Annotated in this window: 19 protein-coding genes; 7 read left to right on the top strand and 12 right to left on the bottom strand. The window is 68.2% G+C overall.

The annotated features are described in order from the left end of the window. The first annotated feature begins 43 nt into the window (after positions 1-43). The 3 genes from AB0H50_RS02960 (at position 44) to AB0H50_RS02950 (ending at position 3,080) form a co-directional block, all read left to right on the top strand. Positions 44-1,549 carry an MFS transporter gene (locus tag AB0H50_RS02960; RefSeq protein ID WP_357445792.1) on the top strand — a complete coding sequence of 502 codons (1,506 nt, stop codon included), beginning with the start codon at positions 44-46 and terminating at the stop codon, positions 1,547-1,549. A gap of 202 nt (positions 1,550-1,751) precedes the next feature. Then, positions 1,752-1,898 carry a hypothetical protein gene (locus AB0H50_RS02955; protein WP_357445790.1) on the top strand — a complete coding sequence of 49 codons (147 nt, stop codon included), beginning with the start codon at positions 1,752-1,754 and terminating at the stop codon, positions 1,896-1,898. Positions 1,899-1,973: 75 nt separating this feature from the next. Beyond that, positions 1,974-3,080, top strand: a complete 1,107-nt coding sequence (locus tag AB0H50_RS02950) for a mechanosensitive ion channel domain-containing protein (protein ID WP_357445787.1) — start codon at positions 1,974-1,976, stop codon at positions 3,078-3,080. Between the two features lie 126 nt (positions 3,081-3,206). Here AB0H50_RS02950 and AB0H50_RS02945 read toward each other — a convergent pair whose 3' ends face one another. Beyond that, positions 3,207-4,043 (bottom strand): class I SAM-dependent methyltransferase, encoded by an 837-nt coding sequence (locus tag AB0H50_RS02945; RefSeq protein ID WP_357445784.1) that lies wholly within the window; start codon positions 4,041-4,043, stop codon positions 3,207-3,209. Positions 4,044-4,123: 80 nt separating this feature from the next. Continuing rightward, positions 4,124-4,279, bottom strand: a complete 156-nt coding sequence (locus AB0H50_RS02940; RefSeq protein ID WP_357445781.1) for a hypothetical protein — start codon at positions 4,277-4,279, stop codon at positions 4,124-4,126. 381 nt (positions 4,280-4,660) lie between these two features. Here AB0H50_RS02940 and rox point away from each other — a divergent pair, with 381 nt between their 5' ends. Then, on the top strand, positions 4,661-6,085 hold the full coding sequence (gene rox / locus AB0H50_RS02935; RefSeq protein ID WP_357445779.1) for a rifampin monooxygenase: 1,425 nt from the start codon (positions 4,661-4,663) through the stop codon (positions 6,083-6,085). Positions 6,086-6,227: 142 nt separating this feature from the next. On the opposite strand, the gene AB0H50_RS02930 is transcribed toward rox, so the two are convergent. Beyond that, positions 6,228-6,815 (bottom strand): TetR/AcrR family transcriptional regulator, encoded by a 588-nt coding sequence (locus AB0H50_RS02930; RefSeq protein ID WP_357445776.1) that lies wholly within the window; start codon positions 6,813-6,815, stop codon positions 6,228-6,230. A gap of 67 nt (positions 6,816-6,882) precedes the next feature. Between AB0H50_RS02930 and AB0H50_RS02925 the strand changes: the two genes are divergently transcribed. Next, complete coding sequence (locus tag AB0H50_RS02925; protein WP_357445773.1) at positions 6,883-7,446, top strand: DUF1772 domain-containing protein; 564 nt, start codon at positions 6,883-6,885, stop codon at positions 7,444-7,446. Positions 7,447-7,587: 141 nt separating this feature from the next. On the opposite strand, the gene AB0H50_RS02920 is transcribed toward AB0H50_RS02925, so the two are convergent. Further along, positions 7,588-8,508, bottom strand: a complete 921-nt coding sequence (locus AB0H50_RS02920) for a PHB depolymerase family esterase (protein WP_357445770.1) — start codon at positions 8,506-8,508, stop codon at positions 7,588-7,590. A gap of 66 nt (positions 8,509-8,574) precedes the next feature. On the opposite strand from AB0H50_RS02920, the gene AB0H50_RS02915 reads away from it, so the two are divergent. Beyond that, entirely contained in the window at positions 8,575-9,012 is a 438-nt protein-coding gene (locus tag AB0H50_RS02915) for a MarR family transcriptional regulator (protein ID WP_357445767.1), read from the top strand. A gap of 124 nt (positions 9,013-9,136) precedes the next feature. Here AB0H50_RS02915 and AB0H50_RS02910 read toward each other — a convergent pair whose 3' ends face one another. From AB0H50_RS02910 to AB0H50_RS02880, 7 genes are all read right to left on the bottom strand, one after another. Beyond that, positions 9,137-10,003 carry a universal stress protein gene (locus tag AB0H50_RS02910; protein ID WP_357445764.1) on the bottom strand — a complete coding sequence of 289 codons (867 nt, stop codon included), beginning with the start codon at positions 10,001-10,003 and terminating at the stop codon, positions 9,137-9,139. 18 nt (positions 10,004-10,021) lie between these two features. Further along, positions 10,022-10,939 (bottom strand): universal stress protein, encoded by a 918-nt coding sequence (locus tag AB0H50_RS02905; protein ID WP_357445761.1) that lies wholly within the window; start codon positions 10,937-10,939, stop codon positions 10,022-10,024. Positions 10,940-11,133: 194 nt separating this feature from the next. After that, complete coding sequence (locus tag AB0H50_RS02900; RefSeq protein ID WP_357445758.1) at positions 11,134-12,369, bottom strand: MFS transporter; 1,236 nt, start codon at positions 12,367-12,369, stop codon at positions 11,134-11,136. A gap of 94 nt (positions 12,370-12,463) precedes the next feature. Beyond that, the gene (locus AB0H50_RS02895) at positions 12,464-13,129 is read right to left on the bottom strand and encodes a TetR/AcrR family transcriptional regulator (RefSeq protein ID WP_357445755.1); all 666 of its coding nucleotides are present in this window, start codon (positions 13,127-13,129) and stop codon (positions 12,464-12,466) included. A gap of 301 nt (positions 13,130-13,430) precedes the next feature. Then, positions 13,431-14,246: a class I SAM-dependent methyltransferase gene (locus AB0H50_RS02890; protein WP_357445752.1), complete on the bottom strand. Its 816-nt coding sequence runs from the start codon at positions 14,244-14,246 to the stop codon at positions 13,431-13,433. Positions 14,247-14,545: 299 nt separating this feature from the next. Continuing rightward, on the bottom strand, positions 14,546-15,109 hold the full coding sequence (locus tag AB0H50_RS02885; protein ID WP_357445749.1) for a GNAT family N-acetyltransferase: 564 nt from the start codon (positions 15,107-15,109) through the stop codon (positions 14,546-14,548). A gap of 403 nt (positions 15,110-15,512) precedes the next feature. Next, entirely contained in the window at positions 15,513-16,811 is a 1,299-nt protein-coding gene (locus AB0H50_RS02880) for a helix-turn-helix domain-containing protein (RefSeq protein WP_357445746.1), read from the bottom strand. Between the two features lie 104 nt (positions 16,812-16,915). On the opposite strand from AB0H50_RS02880, the gene AB0H50_RS02875 reads away from it, so the two are divergent. Beyond that, positions 16,916-17,764, top strand: coding sequence for an SDR family NAD(P)-dependent oxidoreductase (locus AB0H50_RS02875; protein WP_357445743.1), 849 nt, complete (start codon positions 16,916-16,918; stop codon positions 17,762-17,764). A 184-nt stretch (positions 17,765-17,948) separates the two neighbouring features. Here the strand turns inward: AB0H50_RS02875 and narI are convergent, their stop codons facing one another. Beyond that, positions 17,949-18,665: a respiratory nitrate reductase subunit gamma gene (gene narI / locus AB0H50_RS02870; protein ID WP_357447217.1), complete on the bottom strand. Its 717-nt coding sequence runs from the start codon at positions 18,663-18,665 to the stop codon at positions 17,949-17,951. Positions 18,666-18,667 lie beyond the last annotated feature (2 nt).

The following is an 18,667-nucleotide window of genomic DNA, read 5'->3' as shown; positions in this document are numbered from 1 at the left end:
GTTGCGTGGCGTGCAGATATCGCAGGTCAATACCGTCATCGCCATGCGATCAACTGTCCTGAGCCCAACATCACCGGCCGCGTCCGCGCGCCCGGCCGCCCGGCGCGGCTTGCTCACCGTCCTGTGCGCATGCGTCGTCCTCGTCGTCGGGATGGTCGCCGCGATCAACCTCGCCGTCCCCATGCTCGCGGCGAGCGCACTGCACCCGTCCGCGTCGGCGCTGGTGTGGATCGTCGACACCTACGTGATCTGCTTCGCCTGCCTGGTGATCCCCGGCGGGGCGGCGGGGGATCGCTTCGGGCGCAAGGGGATTCTGCTCACCGGGCTGACGTTGTTCGCGGTCGGCGCGCTGATCTCGGCGACAGCGCCGAACGTCGCCGTCCTGCTCGCCGGCCGCGCCGTCACGGGGATCGGCGCCGCCGCCGTGCTGCCGAACACGCTCGCGATCCTCCTGCACGCGGTACCCGCCGAACGCAGGAGCGCGACGATAGCGACCTGGGCCTCGATGACCGGGATCGGCGGAGTCGTCGGCAACATCGGCGGCGGCGCCCTGCTGACGAGCGGGTCGTGGCGCTGGCTCTTCGGTGCGGGTATCCCGGTCGCGCTGATCCTCGCCGCGCTCGTCGGCCTGGTCGCGCCGGTATCGCCGCGCAACGGCCGAAGTCTCGACCCCCTCGGCACCGTGCTGCTCGTCGGCGCGTCGGTCGCACTCCTGCTCGGCATCGTTCAAGGTCCGGAGGCGGGCTGGGACAGCGCCCTTGTGATCAGCGGATTCTGCTGCGCCGCAGCGTTGTTCGCGATCTGGACGATCGTCGAACTGAGAGTGGAGCACCCGCTGCTCGACCCGAGGATACTGCGCCTGCCACGCCTGCGCAGCGCCTGCCTCGGTATGACGACGGTCTTCTTCGGCATGTTCGCGCTGTTCTACGTCAACGCGTCGTTTCTGCAATACGGCAAGGGATTCGGCGTCCTGCAAACCGGGCTCGGAGTCATCCCGCTGACCGTCCCGGTCATCCTCGGCACCCGGCACGTCGGACGCCTCGTGCACCGCATCGGTCTCGACGCCACGGTCGCCCTCGCCTTCGTGTTCGTCGGCGGCGGACTGCTGGGCATCTCCACGAGCGCCGAGCAGACGCCATACGCCGCCTACGCCGCATGGCTTGTCGTGACCGGAATCGGTGTGACGCTGGCACTTCCGACGCTGTCCGGTGCGATCGCCACGTCACTGCCGCCTGATCGAGCCGGAGTCGGAGCTGGACTGCAAGCCACCACCCGCGAGTTCGGCAGCGCTCTCGGCGTCGCGGTCATCGGCACTGCGCTCAACTCCCGGTTCGTCGCCGCGCTGCCCGCCGACATTCGCGCAGGCCACGATGCGCGCACCGTGGCCGAGGCGCTCGCCGCCACCGGCTCCGCGCGCGCCAACGAGGTCGTCGCGGCCTTCGTCTCGGGCGCCGAGTTCGGACTGCGCGTGATCGGCGCGGCAGTGCTCGCCCTCGGCGCCCTGGTGGTCCTGCAATCGCTGCTGTCTCGACGCGGGCAACCGCGCTGAGAGGAGCGCGCGCAAGCCGACCGAACAGACCACCGGCGGTCCACTCGGGTTGCGGGCGAGTTACGCCGAATCTGCACCCGCGCGCGGACACCGCGGCGGAGAACTCGGCGGCGGAGGTGGGATGTGCCACAAGGTCTTCCTGTGATCTTCGGCGCGAGTGGGTATGCGAGTGGCTGAGGCAAGTCGACTGAAGGAGGACAACGTGGCCGTTTCGGCTTCGCGCCCGCAGTATCGTGCCGACCGCCGACATCGTTCCGGCTCGGCCGACCAAGCGGGTTCCATCCACCTGACCATCGCCGCATGGGTTCTCGTGCTGTGCGTGCTGAGTTTCATGCTGGCACTGCTGTGAACACCCTGGGCAACGGTGCGTTTCGGCTGCCGCGGCGCACCGTCACCCACCTGACGACGAGAGGAGTTCGAGCTCGTGGAGGACGTATTACGGCCGCTGATCGTCCTGTTCGGCACGGTCGCGATCACCGTGTCGGCCGGACTGCTGGTCGACGGGTTGCTGCGCTACAGCGCGCGTCGTCGTCCCGATACGCATCTGCCGATGCTGTTGCGCCGGGTGCAGTTGCCTGTGCAAGCGCTGCTCGGTGCGGTGGCGCTGCATGCGGCATATCCACTGGCGGAGTTGAACTTACGGCAAGACGCGGTGATACGGAACATCCTGGCCGCCGCGGCGATCATGGCGGCGGCGTGGCTGGTCATCCGGGCCGCCGACGCGGTCGCCGAGAACCTGCTGCGGCGCTATGCCGGACGCACGAACGAGATTTCGCGCGTGCGTCAGCTGCGCACGCAGCTCGCACTGGTGCGCCGCATCGTCACCTCGGTGCTGGTGGTCACGACCGCCGCGGTGGCGATCCTGCTGCTGTTCCCGACTCTGCGCACGCTGGGCACCTCGCTGCTGGCTTCGGCCGGCGTGATCGGCATCATCGCGGGCGTCGCGGCGCAGTCGACGTTGAGCAATCTCATGGCCGGGTTGCAGATCGCCTTCGGTGATTCGGTGAAGATCGGCGACACAGTGGTGGTGGAAGGCGAATGGGGGACCGTGGAGGAGATCACCCTGGCCTTTCTCACCGTGCGGATCTGGGACGACCGCAGGCTGACCATGCCGGTCTCCTACTTCAACAGCAAGCCGTACGAGAACTGGTCGCGGGGCGGCTCGCAGCTCACCGGCACGGTGTTCCTGCACCTCGACCACAGCACGCCGGTGCCACTGCTGCGCGAATATCTGCACGACTGTCTTCGTGACCGCCCGGAATGGGATCGCCGCCACTGGAACCTGGTCGTCACCGACAGCACGCCGACGAACATCGTGGTGCGCGCGACGATGTCGGCCGCGGACGCCGACGACGCGTGGAACCTGCGCTGTGCGGTCCGCGAGGAACTGCTGGACTGGCTCGGCCGCCACCATCCGCATGCGCTGCCGAAGATTCCCACCGCGATCACGGAGACCAATGGCGAGCGCCACGAAATGGCATTGGCGGCCAACGGGTCCGGCGATTCTGCCAGTCGTGACGGCGACTCGTGAATCGCCGGTGCCCGCCCAGCCTGCTCGCGAGCGACGGTGGTCTGTTGACGTGAGTTCGGTTGCGGGCCAGCAGATTTCGTTCGAAACAAGATCATTCGAACCTGGTTGTGGACGTCCGGGCATTCACTATGTCGGCCGCCTGGCGACGATGGCGAAGTTCAACGGAATTCGGGGCGCCTCCGGCGGCAGTGTCCAGCCCTGCGGGCAGGGGACGAGGTCGGGAAACGCGGGCCAGTCCATATAGGGCAGTTCGTGGAATGCCTCGATCACGAGCCCCGCGCGCAGCAGTGCGCCGGCGATCTCGCCCAGGTCGTGCCGCCACTCGTGATTCGTGGTGTGCGTGATCTGCCCCGCCGAATCGGCGGTGTAGGTGCCGGAGTCCTCGTAGGTGCGGGCGCCGCCGCCACCGAGATAGTCGTCGGTGATGTCCCAGGGTTCGAACGCCATCGCGCCGAGGATCGGATGGTCGTCGCGGATCAGGAACACGCCGCTCGGTTCGAGCAGGTCGTGGATCGAGCGGGCCCAGTCGGCGAGTTCCGGTAGCCACACGATGGTTCCGGCGCTGGTCACGATGGTGTCGAAGCGCCGGTCGAGCAACGTCGACGCGAACCGCGCGTCGCCCTCCACCCAGGTGATGTCGCGGCCGTCGGCCTTCGCGATGCGGGCCGCGTGGCGCAGCGAGTTCGGCGACAGATCGAGTCCGTGCACGTCGGCCGCGCCGAGCCGGGCCCAGGAGATGGTGTCGGTTCCGATGTGGCACTGCAGGTGCAGCAGCGAGCGGTCCCGGATCCCTGACTCCGGCAGGTGCTCGGCCAGCACCGAGAGGTCGTTCCGCACGACCGAGGAGATATCGGCGGGGTCGGCCAGAAAGCCTTCGACGTCATACATTTCCGAGCGCGTGTGGACATCGGCTCGGTCGTTCCAGTTCGCCCGGTTGGCGGCGACCGCTTCCGCTTCGTGCATGCCAGTCCTTTCGATGGGTCTGTCGCGAGTCGTATGAGTGTCGGCGTCATATCGTCGACGCGATTGTTCGGCGGGCCGGGTTATTCGGGCCGAATGGCCAGGAGGGCCGGTGTGCCTTGGGGCGCGGTGGAATTCATTTCGTCGATCAGTGCCGCCAGTTCGTCTGTCGGCGCCACCGAGGTCGTTTTGACGAACACCGGCAGCCGGGTGGCCGCCCAGAGCAGCGCGGCGACCACGAAGACGGTGCGGGGTAGGTTGCCCGGTCGGTGACGGAATAGCGTGCGCGGCCCGAATCCCTTGTACGCCAGGCATCGCCAGGCCTGTCTCACGCGTTCGAAGGCTGATGGTGAACCGCTGAGCCCATCGATGTGCGTTGCGTGTTACCGCTACGGGAGGAATTCGTTCGTCCAGATCGGATGCCAGAGGGGTAGGAGAACTCTCCGCCCCTTTCAACATATAGCGCAGTGGGGGTCTTGCGGCAAGACCCGGGTTGTGCCGCAGAATGTCCGGCCGAAGCCAGAACATGCTGAAAATCAGGGACTCGTGACGTGCGTGTGCGCCGCGGGACTGCGGGGAAGCAGCTGGCCGAAATGCAAACTCGAGGGAATGGGCGGTTCATGTTCGATGTGATCGTTGCCGGGGGCGGGCCGACCGGCTTGATGCTGGCCGGTGAGTTGCGGCTGCACGGGGTGCGGGTGCTCGTGCTGGAGAAGGAAGCGGAGCAGCCTCCGTTCGTTCGCGCGCTCGGTCTGCATGTGCGCAGTATCGAGGTGATGGACCAGCGCGGTCTGCTGGAGCGGTTCCTCGCGCACGGTCAGAAGTACGCCGTGGGTGGTTTCTTCGCCGGTATCGACAAGCCGTGGCCCGACCGGCTGGACACCGCGCATCCCTACGTGCTCGGCATCCCGCAGACCGTCACCGATCGCCTGCTCGCCGAGCGCGCCGCCGAACTGGACGCCGAGATCCGGCGCGGCTGCGAGCTGGTCGGGCTGAGCCAGGACGAGCACGGGGTGACCGCGGTGCTGGCCGACGGCACGGAGTTGCGCTCGCGCTACCTCGTCGGCTGCGACGGCGGCCGCAGCACGGTGCGCAAGCTGATCGGTGTCGGCTTCCCCGGCGAGCCGAGCCGGGTCGAGACGCTGCTGGGCGAGATGGCGGTGGACGCGTCGCCGGAGACGCTGAGCGCCGTGATGACCGAAGTCCGCAAGACCGAGAAGCGGTTCGGCGCAATGCCTTTCGGGGACGGGGTGTATCGCGTCGTCGTGCCCGCCGCGGGGGTGGCCGATGACCGTACGGTCCCGCCGACATTCGAGGAGTTCAAACAGCAGCTGCGGGTGGTCGCGGGCACCGACTTCGGTGTGCACTCACCGCGCTGGCTGTCCCGCTTCGGCGATGCCACCCGGCAGGCCGAGCGGTACCGGGTCGGCCGGGTGCTGCTGGCCGGCGATGCGGCGCACATCCACCCGCCGACCGGCGGGCAGGGGCTCAACCTCGGAATCCAGGACGCGTTCAACCTCGGGTGGAAGCTGGCCGCCGAGATCGACGGCTGGGCCCCGGAAGATCTGCTGGACAGCTACCAGGCCGAACGGCACCAGGTGGCCACCGACGTGCTGGACAACACCCGCGCGCAGATGCAGCTGATGTCCACCGAGCCGGGCCCGCAGGCCGTGCGCAAGCTGGTGTCGGAACTGATGGATTTCGAGGAGGTGAACCGGTACTTGGTCGAGAAGATCACCGCGATCGGGGTCCGCTACGACTTCGGCGAGGGGCACGAGCTGCTCGGACGACGGATGCGTGACGTGGGGTTGAAGCGGGGCCGCCTCTACGAGCTGATGCACGGCGGTCGCGGACTGCTGCTCGACCAGACCGGCTCGCTTTCGGTTGGGGGGTGGGCGGATCGGGTCGACCACGTCGTGGACGTCAGCGAGGACCTGGACGTGCCGGCCGTGCTGCTGCGGCCGGACGGCCACGTGGCCTGGGTCGGTGACGATCAGCAGGATCTGCTCGACCGTCTGCCTCGCTGGTTCGGCGCCGCTGGCTGAGTTTGCAAGGACCGGAAGGGATGTGATGCGGCCGGTGCGGTATCGCACCGGCCCGTCCCCAAATATTTCCTCGGGGTTCGGCAAGTCCCTTCCGCGAGTATCGCCGCCGGAATGCCGAGAGGACAATGCCGAGGCGGCCGGCTCATCCGAACAGTCCAGCGTGTGCGGCGGTCAGTGCGAGTTGTGCTGCGGCCTCGGCGGTTCGATGGTCGAGCTTCTCGCGGGTGATGAGGGCGCGGAAATAGATCGGCGCCACCAGGGCTTTGATCATCTCGGCGGCATCGGTGCCCGGCCCTAGTTCGCCGCGGGCGACGGCGCGCTCGACGATCGGTAACGCGCGCCGGATGCGGTCGCGAAAGACGTGCCGGACGCCCGCGGGCGGCTGCGGCTGATCGGTGATGTTGGGCAGCATGACCGCCAGTACCGCTCTTCCGGAAGGGCTTTCGATCCAGCTGACGAGACCATCGGCCAGTGCCCGCAGGTCGTCTTCGACCGAACCGGTGTCGGGGATCGGAATCTCGGCGGCGACGCTGTCGGCGAGCGCGTCGGTGATCAAGGCATCGCGATCCGGCCAGCGGCGATAGACCGTCGTCTTGTGTACTCCCGCGCGCCGGGCGACATTGTCCACCGCGAAGGCCGCATAGCCGTATTCACCCAGCTCCGCGACGGCCGCGGCCAGCACGGCGGCACGCACTTTCGGCCCTCGGCCCGGAGGCGGAGCGGAACTCATTGCAACTCCTTGTTGCGATATGTGGTCGATCGAGGCATCCTCGATGCTATCGCAACTCGGAGTTGCGATGGAAGGAAGAGTGGTCATGGTGGCGAAATCTGTTCGGGCAGCGGCATTGTTGTTTCCCGGCCTGCTGGCCGGCGCGTTCGGATACGGTGCGGTGAACGTCTTGTACGCGTTCCGTGCCGTGCCCTTGGATGTCCGTTTCACGTTCCATACCGCGCTGATGCGGGTCAACGGGCTGGTGATGCAGTCGCTGATGGGCCTGGCCGCGGTGAGCGCGCTGACGTTGGCTGTGCGGTCGAAGGGGCGGTCACGCTGGGTGTCGAGCGGCGCGGGCGTGCTGGTGTTTGCCGCGTTCGTGGTGACCAGGTTCGGGAATGTGCCGATCAATCAGCGGATCAAGCAATGGGCTGTCGGCACGCCGCCGAGCGATTACGCCGAAATCCTGCGCAGGTGGGAGTTGTTCCACTTCACTCGCACCGGGCTCGCCCTGGCCGCTTTCGTGCTGCTCGTCGCCGTCGTCGTTGGATCGGCCAACGGTCGGGCATCGTCCGCGCCGAGCCGCTCACCGCGGGCGGAGCAGCTGGTCGGCCAAGATCTCGACTCGGCGGCGCCGCGTCCGTCGTAGTCCATGCGGCCCGCCAGTGCGGCGGGACCGCGCGGCGACCACTGCGATGGCCGCGCGCAACCGGCGGCACATTCGGGTCGCGCGGCGCGACACGGTCTCGTCGTTCGAGCGGAATACCGTCAGAAGCATCGGAATCGGCTGTCACCGATGGTGTCGGGCGAAGAACTGCGCGATGGTGGCGGTCGCGTCCAGGGCTGTGCTGGGTGGGTCGGTGCCCAGCAGGCGTTCGCGCATCGGGGTGCGGTCGGCTCCGGGCCATTGGTGGCCCGCGCCGTCGATGGTGATCAGGATGACTTCCCGGTCGCCGGGGCAGGTGGCGCGGGCGGTGGTGACCGGCCCCGCGGTGGTTGCCACCGGTTCGGGGCATCCATTGTGGCGGCGCCATTGGGCGTGCAGTTCGGGCACGGGTGGTCCGTCGATGACGGTGCTGGTGTTGGCGCCGGGGTTGCCGTCGTAGCGGACGGCCTCGTCGGCGGTGCCGTGGATGTGCAGTACCGAGACCGGTGCGGCGGTGGGGCAATCGGTGAGCTGGGTGGCGGCGACGGGGGCGATGGCGGCGAAGAGCTCGGTGCGGCAGGCGAGGGTGTAGGTCATGATTCCGCCGTTGCTCATACCGGTGAGATAGACCCGGGTGCGGTCGATTCCGTAGTTCTTTGCGATGTCGTCGATCATCGCGGAGACGAATGCGACGTCATCGACGGATCGGCGCTCGGCGGGCCCGCAACAGTCGCCGCCTTCGGTGTTCCACGCGCGTGCCAGGCCGTCGGGGTAGGCGACCAGGAAACCGTCGGCGTCTGCTTGTTCGTTCCAGCCGTAGGCGCGTTCGGCCTGCGCGCCGGAGCCGTAACCGCCGTGCAGGACGACCACCAGCGGCGCTTCGACGCGCGCACCGGCTGGTCGGTAGACGCGGTAGTCGCGCGAGATGCCGCCGCTTTCCAGCGAGTGCTCGGTCGATCCGGTGGGTTGGGCGGCCGCATCGCCGGGTCGGGCGGCGCAGCCCGCGGCGGCGAACAGAAGTGCCGAGGCGGCGAGGACGGTCAGCAGCGGTCGCGGCAGAGGCATACCGGAGTATAGACAAGAGTCTTGTCTATTTGTCGAGGCGCGGAGCTGCCTGCCAGAGTGCTCGTCATGACCATCCCCGCGCACCGCACCGTTCCCGGCCTGGTCCAAGCCCTGGCCGAGGCCAACACCCGGACCTTGCGCGAGGTATTCGCCGCCGAGGGACTGGACGGGTTGCGCCCCGCCCACGTGCTGGTCCTGGTCCGCCTGCTCGGCGGCGGCCGACGCGCGGTGGATCTGGCTACCGAGATCGGGGTGTCCCCGCAGGCGGTCGCCCAAGTCGCGGTGACGCTCGAGCGCTCGGGGTATGTGTCGCGCGTGAGCGATCCCGCCGACGCCCGCGCCAAACTGCTGTGCCTCACCGACCGCGGCAGGCACGCGCTGCGAGTGACGCGGGCCGCCGGCGAACAGGTCGAACAGCGATGGCGTCAGGCACTCGGCGACGACGACCTGGCCCATTTGCGCCGCCTGCTGAGCGCTGTGCTCGATCTCGAAACCGGGCGATGAACATCGGTCGCCCGAGAGCGCGAGCAGCATGCGCACTGGGCGGGCCCGACTACGACCGCGGGCCTCGAGAGACTGCCAGCCATCCGGGGTTCGTTCCCGATGATGTGTGTCCAGGGCCGGGTGGTCAGTCTTCGCGGCGGGCGATGATGACCGGGCACTGTGCGGCGTGCAGGACGGCTTGGCTGACCGAGCCGAGGGTCATTCCGGCGAAGCCGCCGCGTCCGTGGCTGCCGACGACGAGCAGTTGCGCGCCTTGGGCTTCCTGCAAGAGCCGCCGGGCGGGGCGATCCTCGACGACGACGCGGCGGACCGCGACGTCGGGGTAGCGGTCGCTGTAGCCTGCGAGGCTTTCGGCCAGCAGCGCGGAATCTTCTTGCAGCATCTCCTCGCGCGGGATGTAGCGGTAGACCTCCGACCAGGTGTGGACCGCGACCAGTTCGGCGTTGCGGGCGGCGGCTTGCTCGTAGGCGATGCGCACGGCGTGAGCGCTGTTGGGGGAGCCGTCGACGCCGACGACGACTGGGCCCTCGGTGGGGACAGGATCTTCGTCGGGGATGACCGCGACGGGGCAGTGTGCGTGCCGGGCCAGCGAGGTGCTGACCGAGCCGAGCAGTCCGCGTCGCAACGCGCCGCGGCCGCGGGTGCCGACCACCAGCAGGCGCGCATCCTTGGAGCAGTTCTTCAGCGCGGGGACCGGCGCGGATTCGGCCATCGCGGTGATGATCTCGAGGCGCTGGGGCTCGACGGCTTGCTCGGCGATCGCGCTCGCCTCGTCGAGAGTGCGCGCCCCGGCCTCTCGGATTTCCTGGAAGTCGATGGCGGCTGGGCCGAATGCGACACCGAAGTCGGCCATCGAGCCGATGGCGGTGACGATGTGCAGGGGCGTGTGGTTGGCGGCTGCGTCGAGGGCGGCCCAGCGCACGGCGTATGCGGCCGAGGCCGACCCGTCGGTGCCGACGACGACCGTGGAGGTGGAAGCGGTGGGATTCACGGGTTCTCCTGAGGTTGGTCAGCTGGGGTGGACGACCATGATGGGGCAGTGCGCGCGTTGGACCAGTGCGTTGCTGGTCGAGCCGAGCAGCAGTCCGCGGAATCCGCCGCGGCCACGGCTGCCGGTGACGACCAGCTGCGCCGATTTCGACCACTCGAGCAGGTGGTGGCGGGGCCCGGACAGATACACCTTGCGCAGGACCGGCACCTCGGGATACTTCTGTGTCCACTCGGTCAGCTGCTCGGTCAGAAAATCTTGGGCGGCCTCGGCGACGTCGCGGTCGGTGATCGTGTCGGGCAGGCCGGTCAGCCGTTCGAAACGCAGGTCGGTCCAGCAGTGCACCGCGATGAGCTGGGCGTGGCGTTCGCCGGCCTCACCGAAGGCCGCCTCCAGCGCGGCGCGCCCGAATCCGCTGCCGTCGATGCCGACCACGACCGGTCCGTCGCGGCGGGTTTGTTGTTCGGTGCCGGTGTCGCGCACGACGACGACCGAGCCGTGCGCGTGCGCGGTGACCGCCAGCAGCGTGGAACCCAGGTGCCCGAGGGTGGTGCCGGATCCGGCGGCGCCGATCACCGTCAGGTGCGCGGTCTCGGATTCGTCGATCAATACCGCGGCCGCGCCGCGGTCGGAGATCTCGCTGTCGATGCGCAGGGTCGGGTCGATGTGTTGGGCGAGGCGACGCGCCCTGGCGATGTCGTGCGCGCCTTGCTCGCGCAGCTCGCCGGTGACGGAGGGGATCAGCAGGTCGTAGGAGCCGAACACGGCGCGGGCGGCGGCGAGGTCGAGGGCGCGCACGATCCGCAGACGCCGCCCGCGTGCCGAGGCGGTCTCGGCGGCCCAACGCAGCGCGAGGTCGCCGGCCTCGGAGCCGTCGACGCCGACGACGATCGCGCCCGGGTCGAGCCGGTGGGACTGATCAATGGGGGCGGTGACCACGAGGTCCTCCTTCGCCAGGACGGCTGTCTGGTTCCAGGCTAAGAACCCGGACCCGCGCGCCGCGGCGGTCGGAAGTCCTCCGCGCACGGGCCCAAAGCCCCACGCTCGCACTCGGTCCCCGCTCCAGCCGAGTCCTCCGGCGGATGCGCTCGTCGGTCGAGCACCGGGGCCGGGTGCTGAGGGGCGTCGCGAGCTCAGGGCAGTGGTGGCGTCGGCTCGGCCGGACGCTGCGACCGGTCTGCCGGCGCGGCCGGAGCACTGAGCGCGTCGGGCAGTTTCACCGCGACGGTCAGCCCGGCGGCAAGAATCGTGACGCTGATGATCAGCAGTGCGACGCGCAGGTCGAATGCGTCGGTCAGTGTGCCCGCGAGTGCGGGACCGGCCATCAGGCCGGTGCCGTAGGCGAGGTTGAACAGGGTGTAGGCGCCACCGAGTGCGGGTGGGTCGGTGTGCTGTCCTTGGAATCCGATCAAGGTCGTGCCGGGTGCGGATAGAAACGCGACGGCCGCGCCGAGCAGAACCATCGCGACGATCACCAGCCACAGCCGGTCGCTGAGACCGAGCACCACCAAGCCCGCGGTGGCGGTGAGGACGCCGAGGCCGACGAGGATGCGCGCATCGATCTTGCCGATCAGCGAGCCGACGATCGGGTTGAGAACCGCGCCGACGACGACGGTCAGACCGAACAGCAATCCGATGCCGAGGGGGTTCGTGTCGAAGGCGCGGATCAGGTGCAACGGCAGAACGGGTTCGATCGCGGCGATCATCGCCGCGCTGAGCAGCACGACCACCACGACCGGGCCCGTGCCACGAACCCGCAGGACAGCCATCGGTCCGGTGGGGTCGTCGGTGGCGTGGTGGTCGACGCGGACGAACACCACGCGTGCGATGCCGTCGATGACCGCCAGCGCGGCGGCGAGGAGGAACGGAACCACCGTGCCGAAGTGCTCGACCAGCAGCCCGCCGATCGGAGGCCCGAGCAGGATGCCGACGCTGATCATGCTCATCGCCGCGCCCATCACCGGTCCGCGCTTGGCGAACGGCACGGTCGCCGCGATCAACGACAGGCTCGCCACCCAGGCCATGCCCGCCGCGAACCCCTGCAGGCTGCGGCCGATCAGCAGTAGCCAGAAAGGTGCGCCCAGCGCGAAAACCACTGTGGCAGCGGCTAGACCGATCAGGCCGATCAGCAGCGAGAGGCGCGGGCCGCGGCGATCGACGAGGGCGCCGGCTACCGGTGTGGCCGCCAGCATCGCGGCCGCGTAGCTGGCGAACAGCAGCCCGGTCGCTGCCGGGCCCGCGTCCACGGTCGCAGGCAGCAGCGGCAACACGGGGATCGCCAGGCCGTAGATGAACATGTCGGTGAACAGCGCCACACACGCGACGACCACTGCCGCGGTCGACGACTTGGCGCTCACAGGAGCGGACACGAGAACTGCCTTTCTACAACGCGACCCGGATATCGCCGGGTCGCAGGACGCCGACGCGCGAGATGCGGCCGGTCATGGAATGAGCGCAGCCGATTCAGGCAACCAGGCCGTGGATGCAGGCCAGCGCCAGAGCGCGGGCACCGGCGGTGTCGGCGGGCAACAGCTCGGGCTGGGTAGCGGCGGTCATCGTCAGGCCATGGATCACCGTGACGATCGCCAGCACCGCGACCTCGGCGGTAACGCCCCGCCGGCGCCGGGTGTCGGCCAACGCCGCGCGGATCCCGTCCTCCCACGCCGACATGGCTCGCTGCTTGGCCGCCAGACCCGGCTCGATCGCTACCGCCTGCGGCGCGACGATGGTCGAGACGATCGCGAGCTTGCGAAACCGGTCATCGCTGGTCAACGACCGCACATAGCTCGAAACGAACGCGACCAACCGCTCCTGGCCGGGTGTGCCGGGTTCGGCGAGCGCCGCCAGCAGCGGAGCGACGGCATCGGCCCAACCCTCGTCCAGCGCCGCCGTCAGCAAACCCAGCTTGTCGGGGAAGTGGTGATGCACCGCACCGCGCGTCACACCCGCCCGCGCGCCTACACCGATGAATGTCGTTTTCTCCCAACCGAGTTCAGCAAACGACGCCAACCCTGCCGCCAGAATGCTCGCCCGTGTCGCCCGTGCCTCGTCAACCGACCGCTTCATGAGATACATGTAAGCATGTATGTATAACTTGTCAAGAGACTTCGGAGCGTCGGCAGGCGACACCCGGGCATGGCGGGGCGCAGAGGGGGGTGGTGGCTAGGGCGGTGAATGTCGGGATCTGGCCCAACATTTCGTGATCAGGTCTGGAGTCCCGTGCGAGTACCTCGCCGCTGCCCTATGGCTGCGAGCAAAGGTCCGTGCCGCCCAATCGATCCGAGCCGGTTTTCGGATAGGCGACCAACGAACGCCCAGCGGCTAGTTAGAGACTGGTGTCAGGACCAGATCCCGGCCAGTTGAGTGCGTTCGCTGGCTGGCCCCGCGGCTCCGCAGGAACGCGCGCGTCATGGCAACAGCAGACAACCGCTCACAGACCGGGCGTATCGTCTCGGCGGGCCCATGCGCGGACTGTGGGTGGGGTGTAGTGCCATCGCTGTTCGTCTTCCAGCTCGGCTTGGGCGGCGGCAATTCCCCCGGGTCGGACACCAAGCGTGACCAGGGTGTCGTGGGCTTGTTGCCATGCCAGGTTCCACATGCGCGCCATCGGTGAGCCTCCACGAAACATAGGGATATCCGCCTCGGCATGAACATCGACGAGCCCGAGCGCCTCCAAATGCGCAGGCAGGTTCCGGGCCCACGATTGACTTGCGCCCGCGATTTCGGTCAACCGCGCAAAGGCACGCCAGACTTCGCCGAATGCACCTGGCATCTCATCGAGTACGCCGAGCCCATCGCCTTCTTCGAGCAGGAGAACGCCGCCAGGTGCCAGCGCTCGGACCAATCGCTCCAAGACGATGTCTCTGTCGGCAATGTGCAGCAGTACGAATCGAGTGTGGACGAAATCAAATGCGCCTTCAGGGATGTCGTCGGCGACAAGGTCGAGCTGGGCAACTTCGCCACCGAGGCCGGGTAGGTCGGCGAGGTGGCGTGGGTCGGCATCGACCGCGAGCACTCGACCGCCGGGCAGTGCGGCACTACACAGCCATCGCGCGAAGGACCCGCCGCCTGCTCCGGCTTCCAGGCACCGCCATCCCGCACGCACACCCAGCCGTTGCGTAAGCGCGATACTTCCTGAGTCATAGGCCGCGCCGAGCAGGGCAAGACGCTCGTCAGCGAAATCCCATCCGTTCGGCAGCGTGTAGTACGGGTCACCCGGCGAGGAGATTGGTGAAGACCAGCTCATGACCAGACGCTAGCCCCGGTGTCGTGGCCCGAGGGTTGGTTTACCGGTCTCGGCCGGGCTGGGCTTCCACTACTACGCAAACGCGTGCTTCTCACAGCCGGGCAACGATGACGCCGGGATCTGCGGTGCTGTGGCACAACACCTTTCGTCACGGAAAGTGGGCCAGATCCGAATGTCGACGTCGTTTGTCGGTGAATTCTGGTGTCATTGAGCGGCTTCGGGCTCGCGTTGTGCCGGTGAAAGTGACCTCACCTGTACGGCGTGTCGCGAAACGGGTCGTGGGACCGCGTACCTGCCGTTCAGGCTTTGAACGAGTGCAAGCCGGCCAGGCACAGGGTCTGCTCGGCATCGAACCATTCGAAGGTGCTGACCGGCTGGAATCCCAGGCGGGCCGCGAGTCTGAGCGAGCGTTTGTTGGCCGTCTGGGTCGCTATGAGGACCGGCTGGTCGGGGAGCTCGTCTGCGGCGGCGCGCAACGCGGCGGTGGCGGCCTCGAACGCCAATCCCGCGCCCCAGGCGTCGCGCCGCATCAGGTAACCCAGTTCCAGTTCCTCGCCGTCTTCAGTGACGTGACCGGGGTGGTCGGCAGCGCGCCGTTTGAGCTCGAATGTTCCGATGAGGTCCTCGGTGGTCTTGTCGGCGATGACGAAGTGGCCGGGAGTGGCGGTCGCGTTGGCTGTGCCGCCGATCGCGTCGAGGCGCTGCTCGACATCCTCTCGCAGCCGCGGGGCTCCGATGTAGGCCCAGACCTCCGGGTCGGTCTGTAGCTGGATGAGCCTTTCCCGATCGGCGTCGCGCGCCTTGCGCAGCAGGACCCGGTCGGTTGCGATCTGGACGGCGGACAGCATCGGCAACTGGATCATGTGGCCCCCCTTCTGGACGCTATCCATCAGATCATGTCAGCGTCCCGTGGACACCTTCGACGATTCGATTGGCGGAAGAGCTGTGGCCCGGCCAGCGGTGATCGCCGGCGATGGCGCGGTTCGCGCCGCTCGCCCGCGCCGCTGCTGGCGGCGACGATGCTGGTGTCGCTGTTGTCGTTACAGCGGTTCGGCATCGCGACCCTGGGAAAGACTCGCCGAAGATCGCGTCATCGATCGGTTCGTAGCTCGCGTAGTAGCAGCTGACCGAGTTCGGCCCGACCCGCCATCAGAGCGTGTTCACCGGCATCGCCGCGACCCCGCAAAGGAAACTGAGCTGGGTCGTGGCGCGCACGGTCGCGTCAGGCGTGCCGTGACGACGCTCGAGGCGCCGATTGTGCTCGCGTCACAGTTCGTTCACCTGGGAACGCCGGAGACCTGACACGGCCGGCAGCATCACCAGCGCGACCCGCAGCTCGAGGGTATCGATATCGACGCTGCGGCCGAGGATCTCCTCGGCTTGACGGACTCGGTAGCTGACCGTGTTGGGGTGCACGGTCAGACGCTCGGCGGCGCGGGTGCGGCTGCGGTTCTCCTCCAGGTACACCGACAGCGTCATCGCCAGCCGGTAGGTGGTCTCGTCGTCGGCGGCCAACGGCCCCAGCACCCGAGTGATGAACGACAACGCGTGATCGCGGTCGGCCGTGGCCAGCGCGGTGACGGCGACGTCCCGATAGCGGGTGAGAGCCCCTCCGTGCGGACCTATCAGCGAGGCCACCCGCCGCGCGTGATCTGCCTCGATGTGGGTGCGGCGAAATCCTTCCAGGCCCCGTCCGGGCTCGCCGAGCGCCACTCTCACACCGGGCGGCACGGCCTGTGTTCGCACCCCCGTCACCGCGTCGAGGTCGGCGACGGTGAGTACCTGATGGCGGCTCACCCATCCGGCGACCGCGAGCGAGCTCAAAGGGTGAACCAGGGTGCTTTCGGCCCCGAGCAGGTGGGCGAGCGTGGTGAAGGCGTCGTCGAGAACAGGCTGGGCGTCGCCGCTTTCGGGTGCATGCTCCACCCAGGCGATGGCACCGACATGATGCCGGTTCACCTCGTAGCGCAACCGCGACGACGCCCGCCGCCCGTCACGCTCGCGGCCGGACAGGATCTCCTCGATCGCCACCGCCCGGGCCGCGGCCGCGCCACGCAACCACACCTCACGTTCGACTTCGTACGCCTTTTCAGCCCTGAGCATGGCCCCGTCGGCGTAGGCGAACAGAAAGCCGGTGGCCAACTCCAACGCTGTCGCCTGGTCGCCTGCGTCTCGGGCGGCGGCGGTGATGCGCGCGAACATCCACTGCCACACCTGTTCCTGGGCCAGCCGATAGAACCGCATCAGATCGGCCAGCGCTACCTGCCGCTGCACCGCGGACCGGGCGATGGCCAGGGTCGGCGGCGGCAGGTCGAGCCGACATGGATCCCCGGCCAACTCGATGATCTGAGCCAGCTGCCGCAGACTCGCCTCCGTGCTGACGAGATTCTCCTCGACGGTCTGCGCATCCGGAAACAGCTCCGGCAACTCGCTGCGCATTCGTGCCACCGCTCGCGCCGCCAGATCATCCGCGGATGCTCGCATCTCGGCTGCGATCGGCCGCAACACCTCCCGCCAGACCCGCTGCGCTGCGGGCTCACGCGCCGGTGGCCACTCGACCTGCATGACGGCCGAATCTACTCACGATTGTGGCGCCGCGACAACGAACGCCCAACATCTTGGCGCTTGCACACGAGCGGCGTGCGGGCGCGCGTCCCTACCGTGCGAGCATGCTCACAACTCGATCACGAATCAGGACCTCCGACCTCACCGGTCGCACGGTGGCCATCACCGGCGCAGGCAGCGGCATCGGTCGCGAACTCGCACTGCTGTGCGCGAGCCGCAACGCCAACCTCGCACTGTCCGACATCAACGAGGCCGGCCTCGCCGAGACCGCCGACGCGGTTCGGGCCGCCGGGCGCGACGTCCTCACCCATCGGGTCGACGTGTCCGACTCCCAGCAGATGACCGAGTTCGCCGACGCCGCGCAGAGTCGCTTCGGCGGCGTGGACATGCTCGTCAACAATGCCGGAGTCGGACTCGTCGGCGGGTTCCTCGACACCAGCCTCGAGGACTGGCAATGGCTGGTATCGATCAACCTCATGGGCGTCGTCCACGGCTGCGACGCCTTCCTCCCGGCCATGATCGAGCGTGGTCGCGGCGGTCATGTCGTGAACCTCTCGTCGGCTGCCGGTTTGCTCGCCAACCCGCAACTGTCGGCCTACAGCGCGACCAAGTTCGCTGTGCTCGGCCTGTCCGAGGCGCTGCGGATGGAGCTGAAGCCCAACGACATCGGAGTGACGGCGATCTGTCCCGGCGTCATCGACACCGCGATCACCAAGAACAGTCGCATCCGCGGATCCGACAACATCGACCAGCGCCGCAACAACCTTGCCGCGACCTACCAGAAGCGCGGCTACACCCCCGAACGCGTGGCACGCAACATCTTGCGCGCAGTCGACCGCGACCGCGCCGTGACACCGATCGCCGCCGAAGCCCACCTCATGTACGTGCTTTCCCGCGCCGTCCCACCCGCGGCCCGCTGGGTCGCTTCGAAACTGGCCGAAGTCGTCGAATAGGGCCACCAGCCAAGCGAACCAGTCGACCATGGGCGCTGCCCGCATCGCGAAACACCGAGCACCGTCTACTGCCTGTGACAGAGACACGCGGGAGGAGCGCTCCGCGACAGCGGGCAAGCGACCGATGGTCTGTCAACCGGCGCGCGGGCACTCCTTCTCGCAAGGCGTGACGTGGGTGCCGGCGTCAGCGCACCTGTTCCCAGCCGCGGTGAGCGGCGCGGGTTCCGAGGCGCCCGGCCTCGCGGCTGCGGTAGACGATGTACGGGCGAGTGAAGTAGCCCAGCGGCATGGAGAACACGTGCACGAGGCGGCTGAAGGGCCAGAACGCGAACAGTGTCCAGGCGGCGAGGACGTGGAGTTGGAATCCGATGGGTGCGGCTTTCATCAGGGCGGGGTCGGGTTGGAGGTAGAAGATCGACCGAAACCAGGGGGAGACGGTTTCTCGGTAGTCGTGGGGGTGGTCGGTGAGATTGCCGATCACGGTGGTGCCGAGTCCGAGCAGGATGGTGCCGATCAGCAGCACGTACATGATCTTGTCGTTGCGGGTGGTCGCCGAGAACACCGGGCCGACGGTGCGGCGGCGGTAGATCAGGATCGCCGCACCGGTCAAGGTCGCGGCGCCGGCGAGGATGCCGAGGCTGACGGCGAGCAGATGGTAAGTGTGCTCGCTCATTCCGACTGCCTCGGTCCAAGATTTCGGAATGAGCAGCCCGCCGATATGGCCGAGCACCACCAGCAGGATGCCGTAGTGGAACAGTGGGCTGCCCAGCCGAAGCAGCCGGTTCTCGTACAGCTGGGTGGAGCGGGTGGTCCAGCCGAATTTGTCGTAGCGGTAGCGCCAGATGTGGCCGACGATGAAGGTCGCGATCGAGGCGTAGGGGATCGCGACCCACAGCAGGATGT

Source organism: Nocardia sp. NPDC050793, from assembly GCF_040654065.1.
Taxonomy (GTDB): Bacteria; Actinomycetota; Actinomycetes; order Mycobacteriales; family Mycobacteriaceae; genus Nocardia.
Note: the sequence above shows the minus strand (reverse complement) of the source record. Positions and strands in the feature narration are given on the sequence as shown.

What these genes read in the sequence shown, in the direction of transcription:
- AB0H50_RS02960 (WP_357445792.1), top strand. Translation starts at nt 44, where the DNA reads ATGCGATCAACTGTCCTGAGCCCAACATCACCGGCCGCGTCCGCGCGC.
- AB0H50_RS02945 (WP_357445784.1), bottom strand. Translation starts at nt 4,043, where the DNA reads ATGCACGAAGCGGAAGCGGTCGCCGCCAACCGGGCGAACTGGAACGAC.
- rox (WP_357445779.1), top strand. Translation starts at nt 4,661, where the DNA reads ATGTTCGATGTGATCGTTGCCGGGGGCGGGCCGACCGGCTTGATGCTG.
- AB0H50_RS02930 (WP_357445776.1), bottom strand. Translation starts at nt 6,815, where the DNA reads ATGAGTTCCGCTCCGCCTCCGGGCCGAGGGCCGAAAGTGCGTGCCGCC.
- AB0H50_RS02925 (WP_357445773.1), top strand. Translation starts at nt 6,883, where the DNA reads ATGGAAGGAAGAGTGGTCATGGTGGCGAAATCTGTTCGGGCAGCGGCA.
- AB0H50_RS02920 (WP_357445770.1), bottom strand. Translation starts at nt 8,508, where the DNA reads ATGCCTCTGCCGCGACCGCTGCTGACCGTCCTCGCCGCCTCGGCACTT.
- AB0H50_RS02915 (WP_357445767.1), top strand. Translation starts at nt 8,575, where the DNA reads ATGACCATCCCCGCGCACCGCACCGTTCCCGGCCTGGTCCAAGCCCTG.
- AB0H50_RS02890 (WP_357445752.1), bottom strand. Translation starts at nt 14,246, where the DNA reads ATGAGCTGGTCTTCACCAATCTCCTCGCCGGGTGACCCGTACTACACG.
- AB0H50_RS02885 (WP_357445749.1), bottom strand. Translation starts at nt 15,109, where the DNA reads ATGATCCAGTTGCCGATGCTGTCCGCCGTCCAGATCGCAACCGACCGG.
- AB0H50_RS02880 (WP_357445746.1), bottom strand. Translation starts at nt 16,811, where the DNA reads ATGCAGGTCGAGTGGCCACCGGCGCGTGAGCCCGCAGCGCAGCGGGTC.
- AB0H50_RS02875 (WP_357445743.1), top strand. Translation starts at nt 16,916, where the DNA reads ATGCTCACAACTCGATCACGAATCAGGACCTCCGACCTCACCGGTCGC.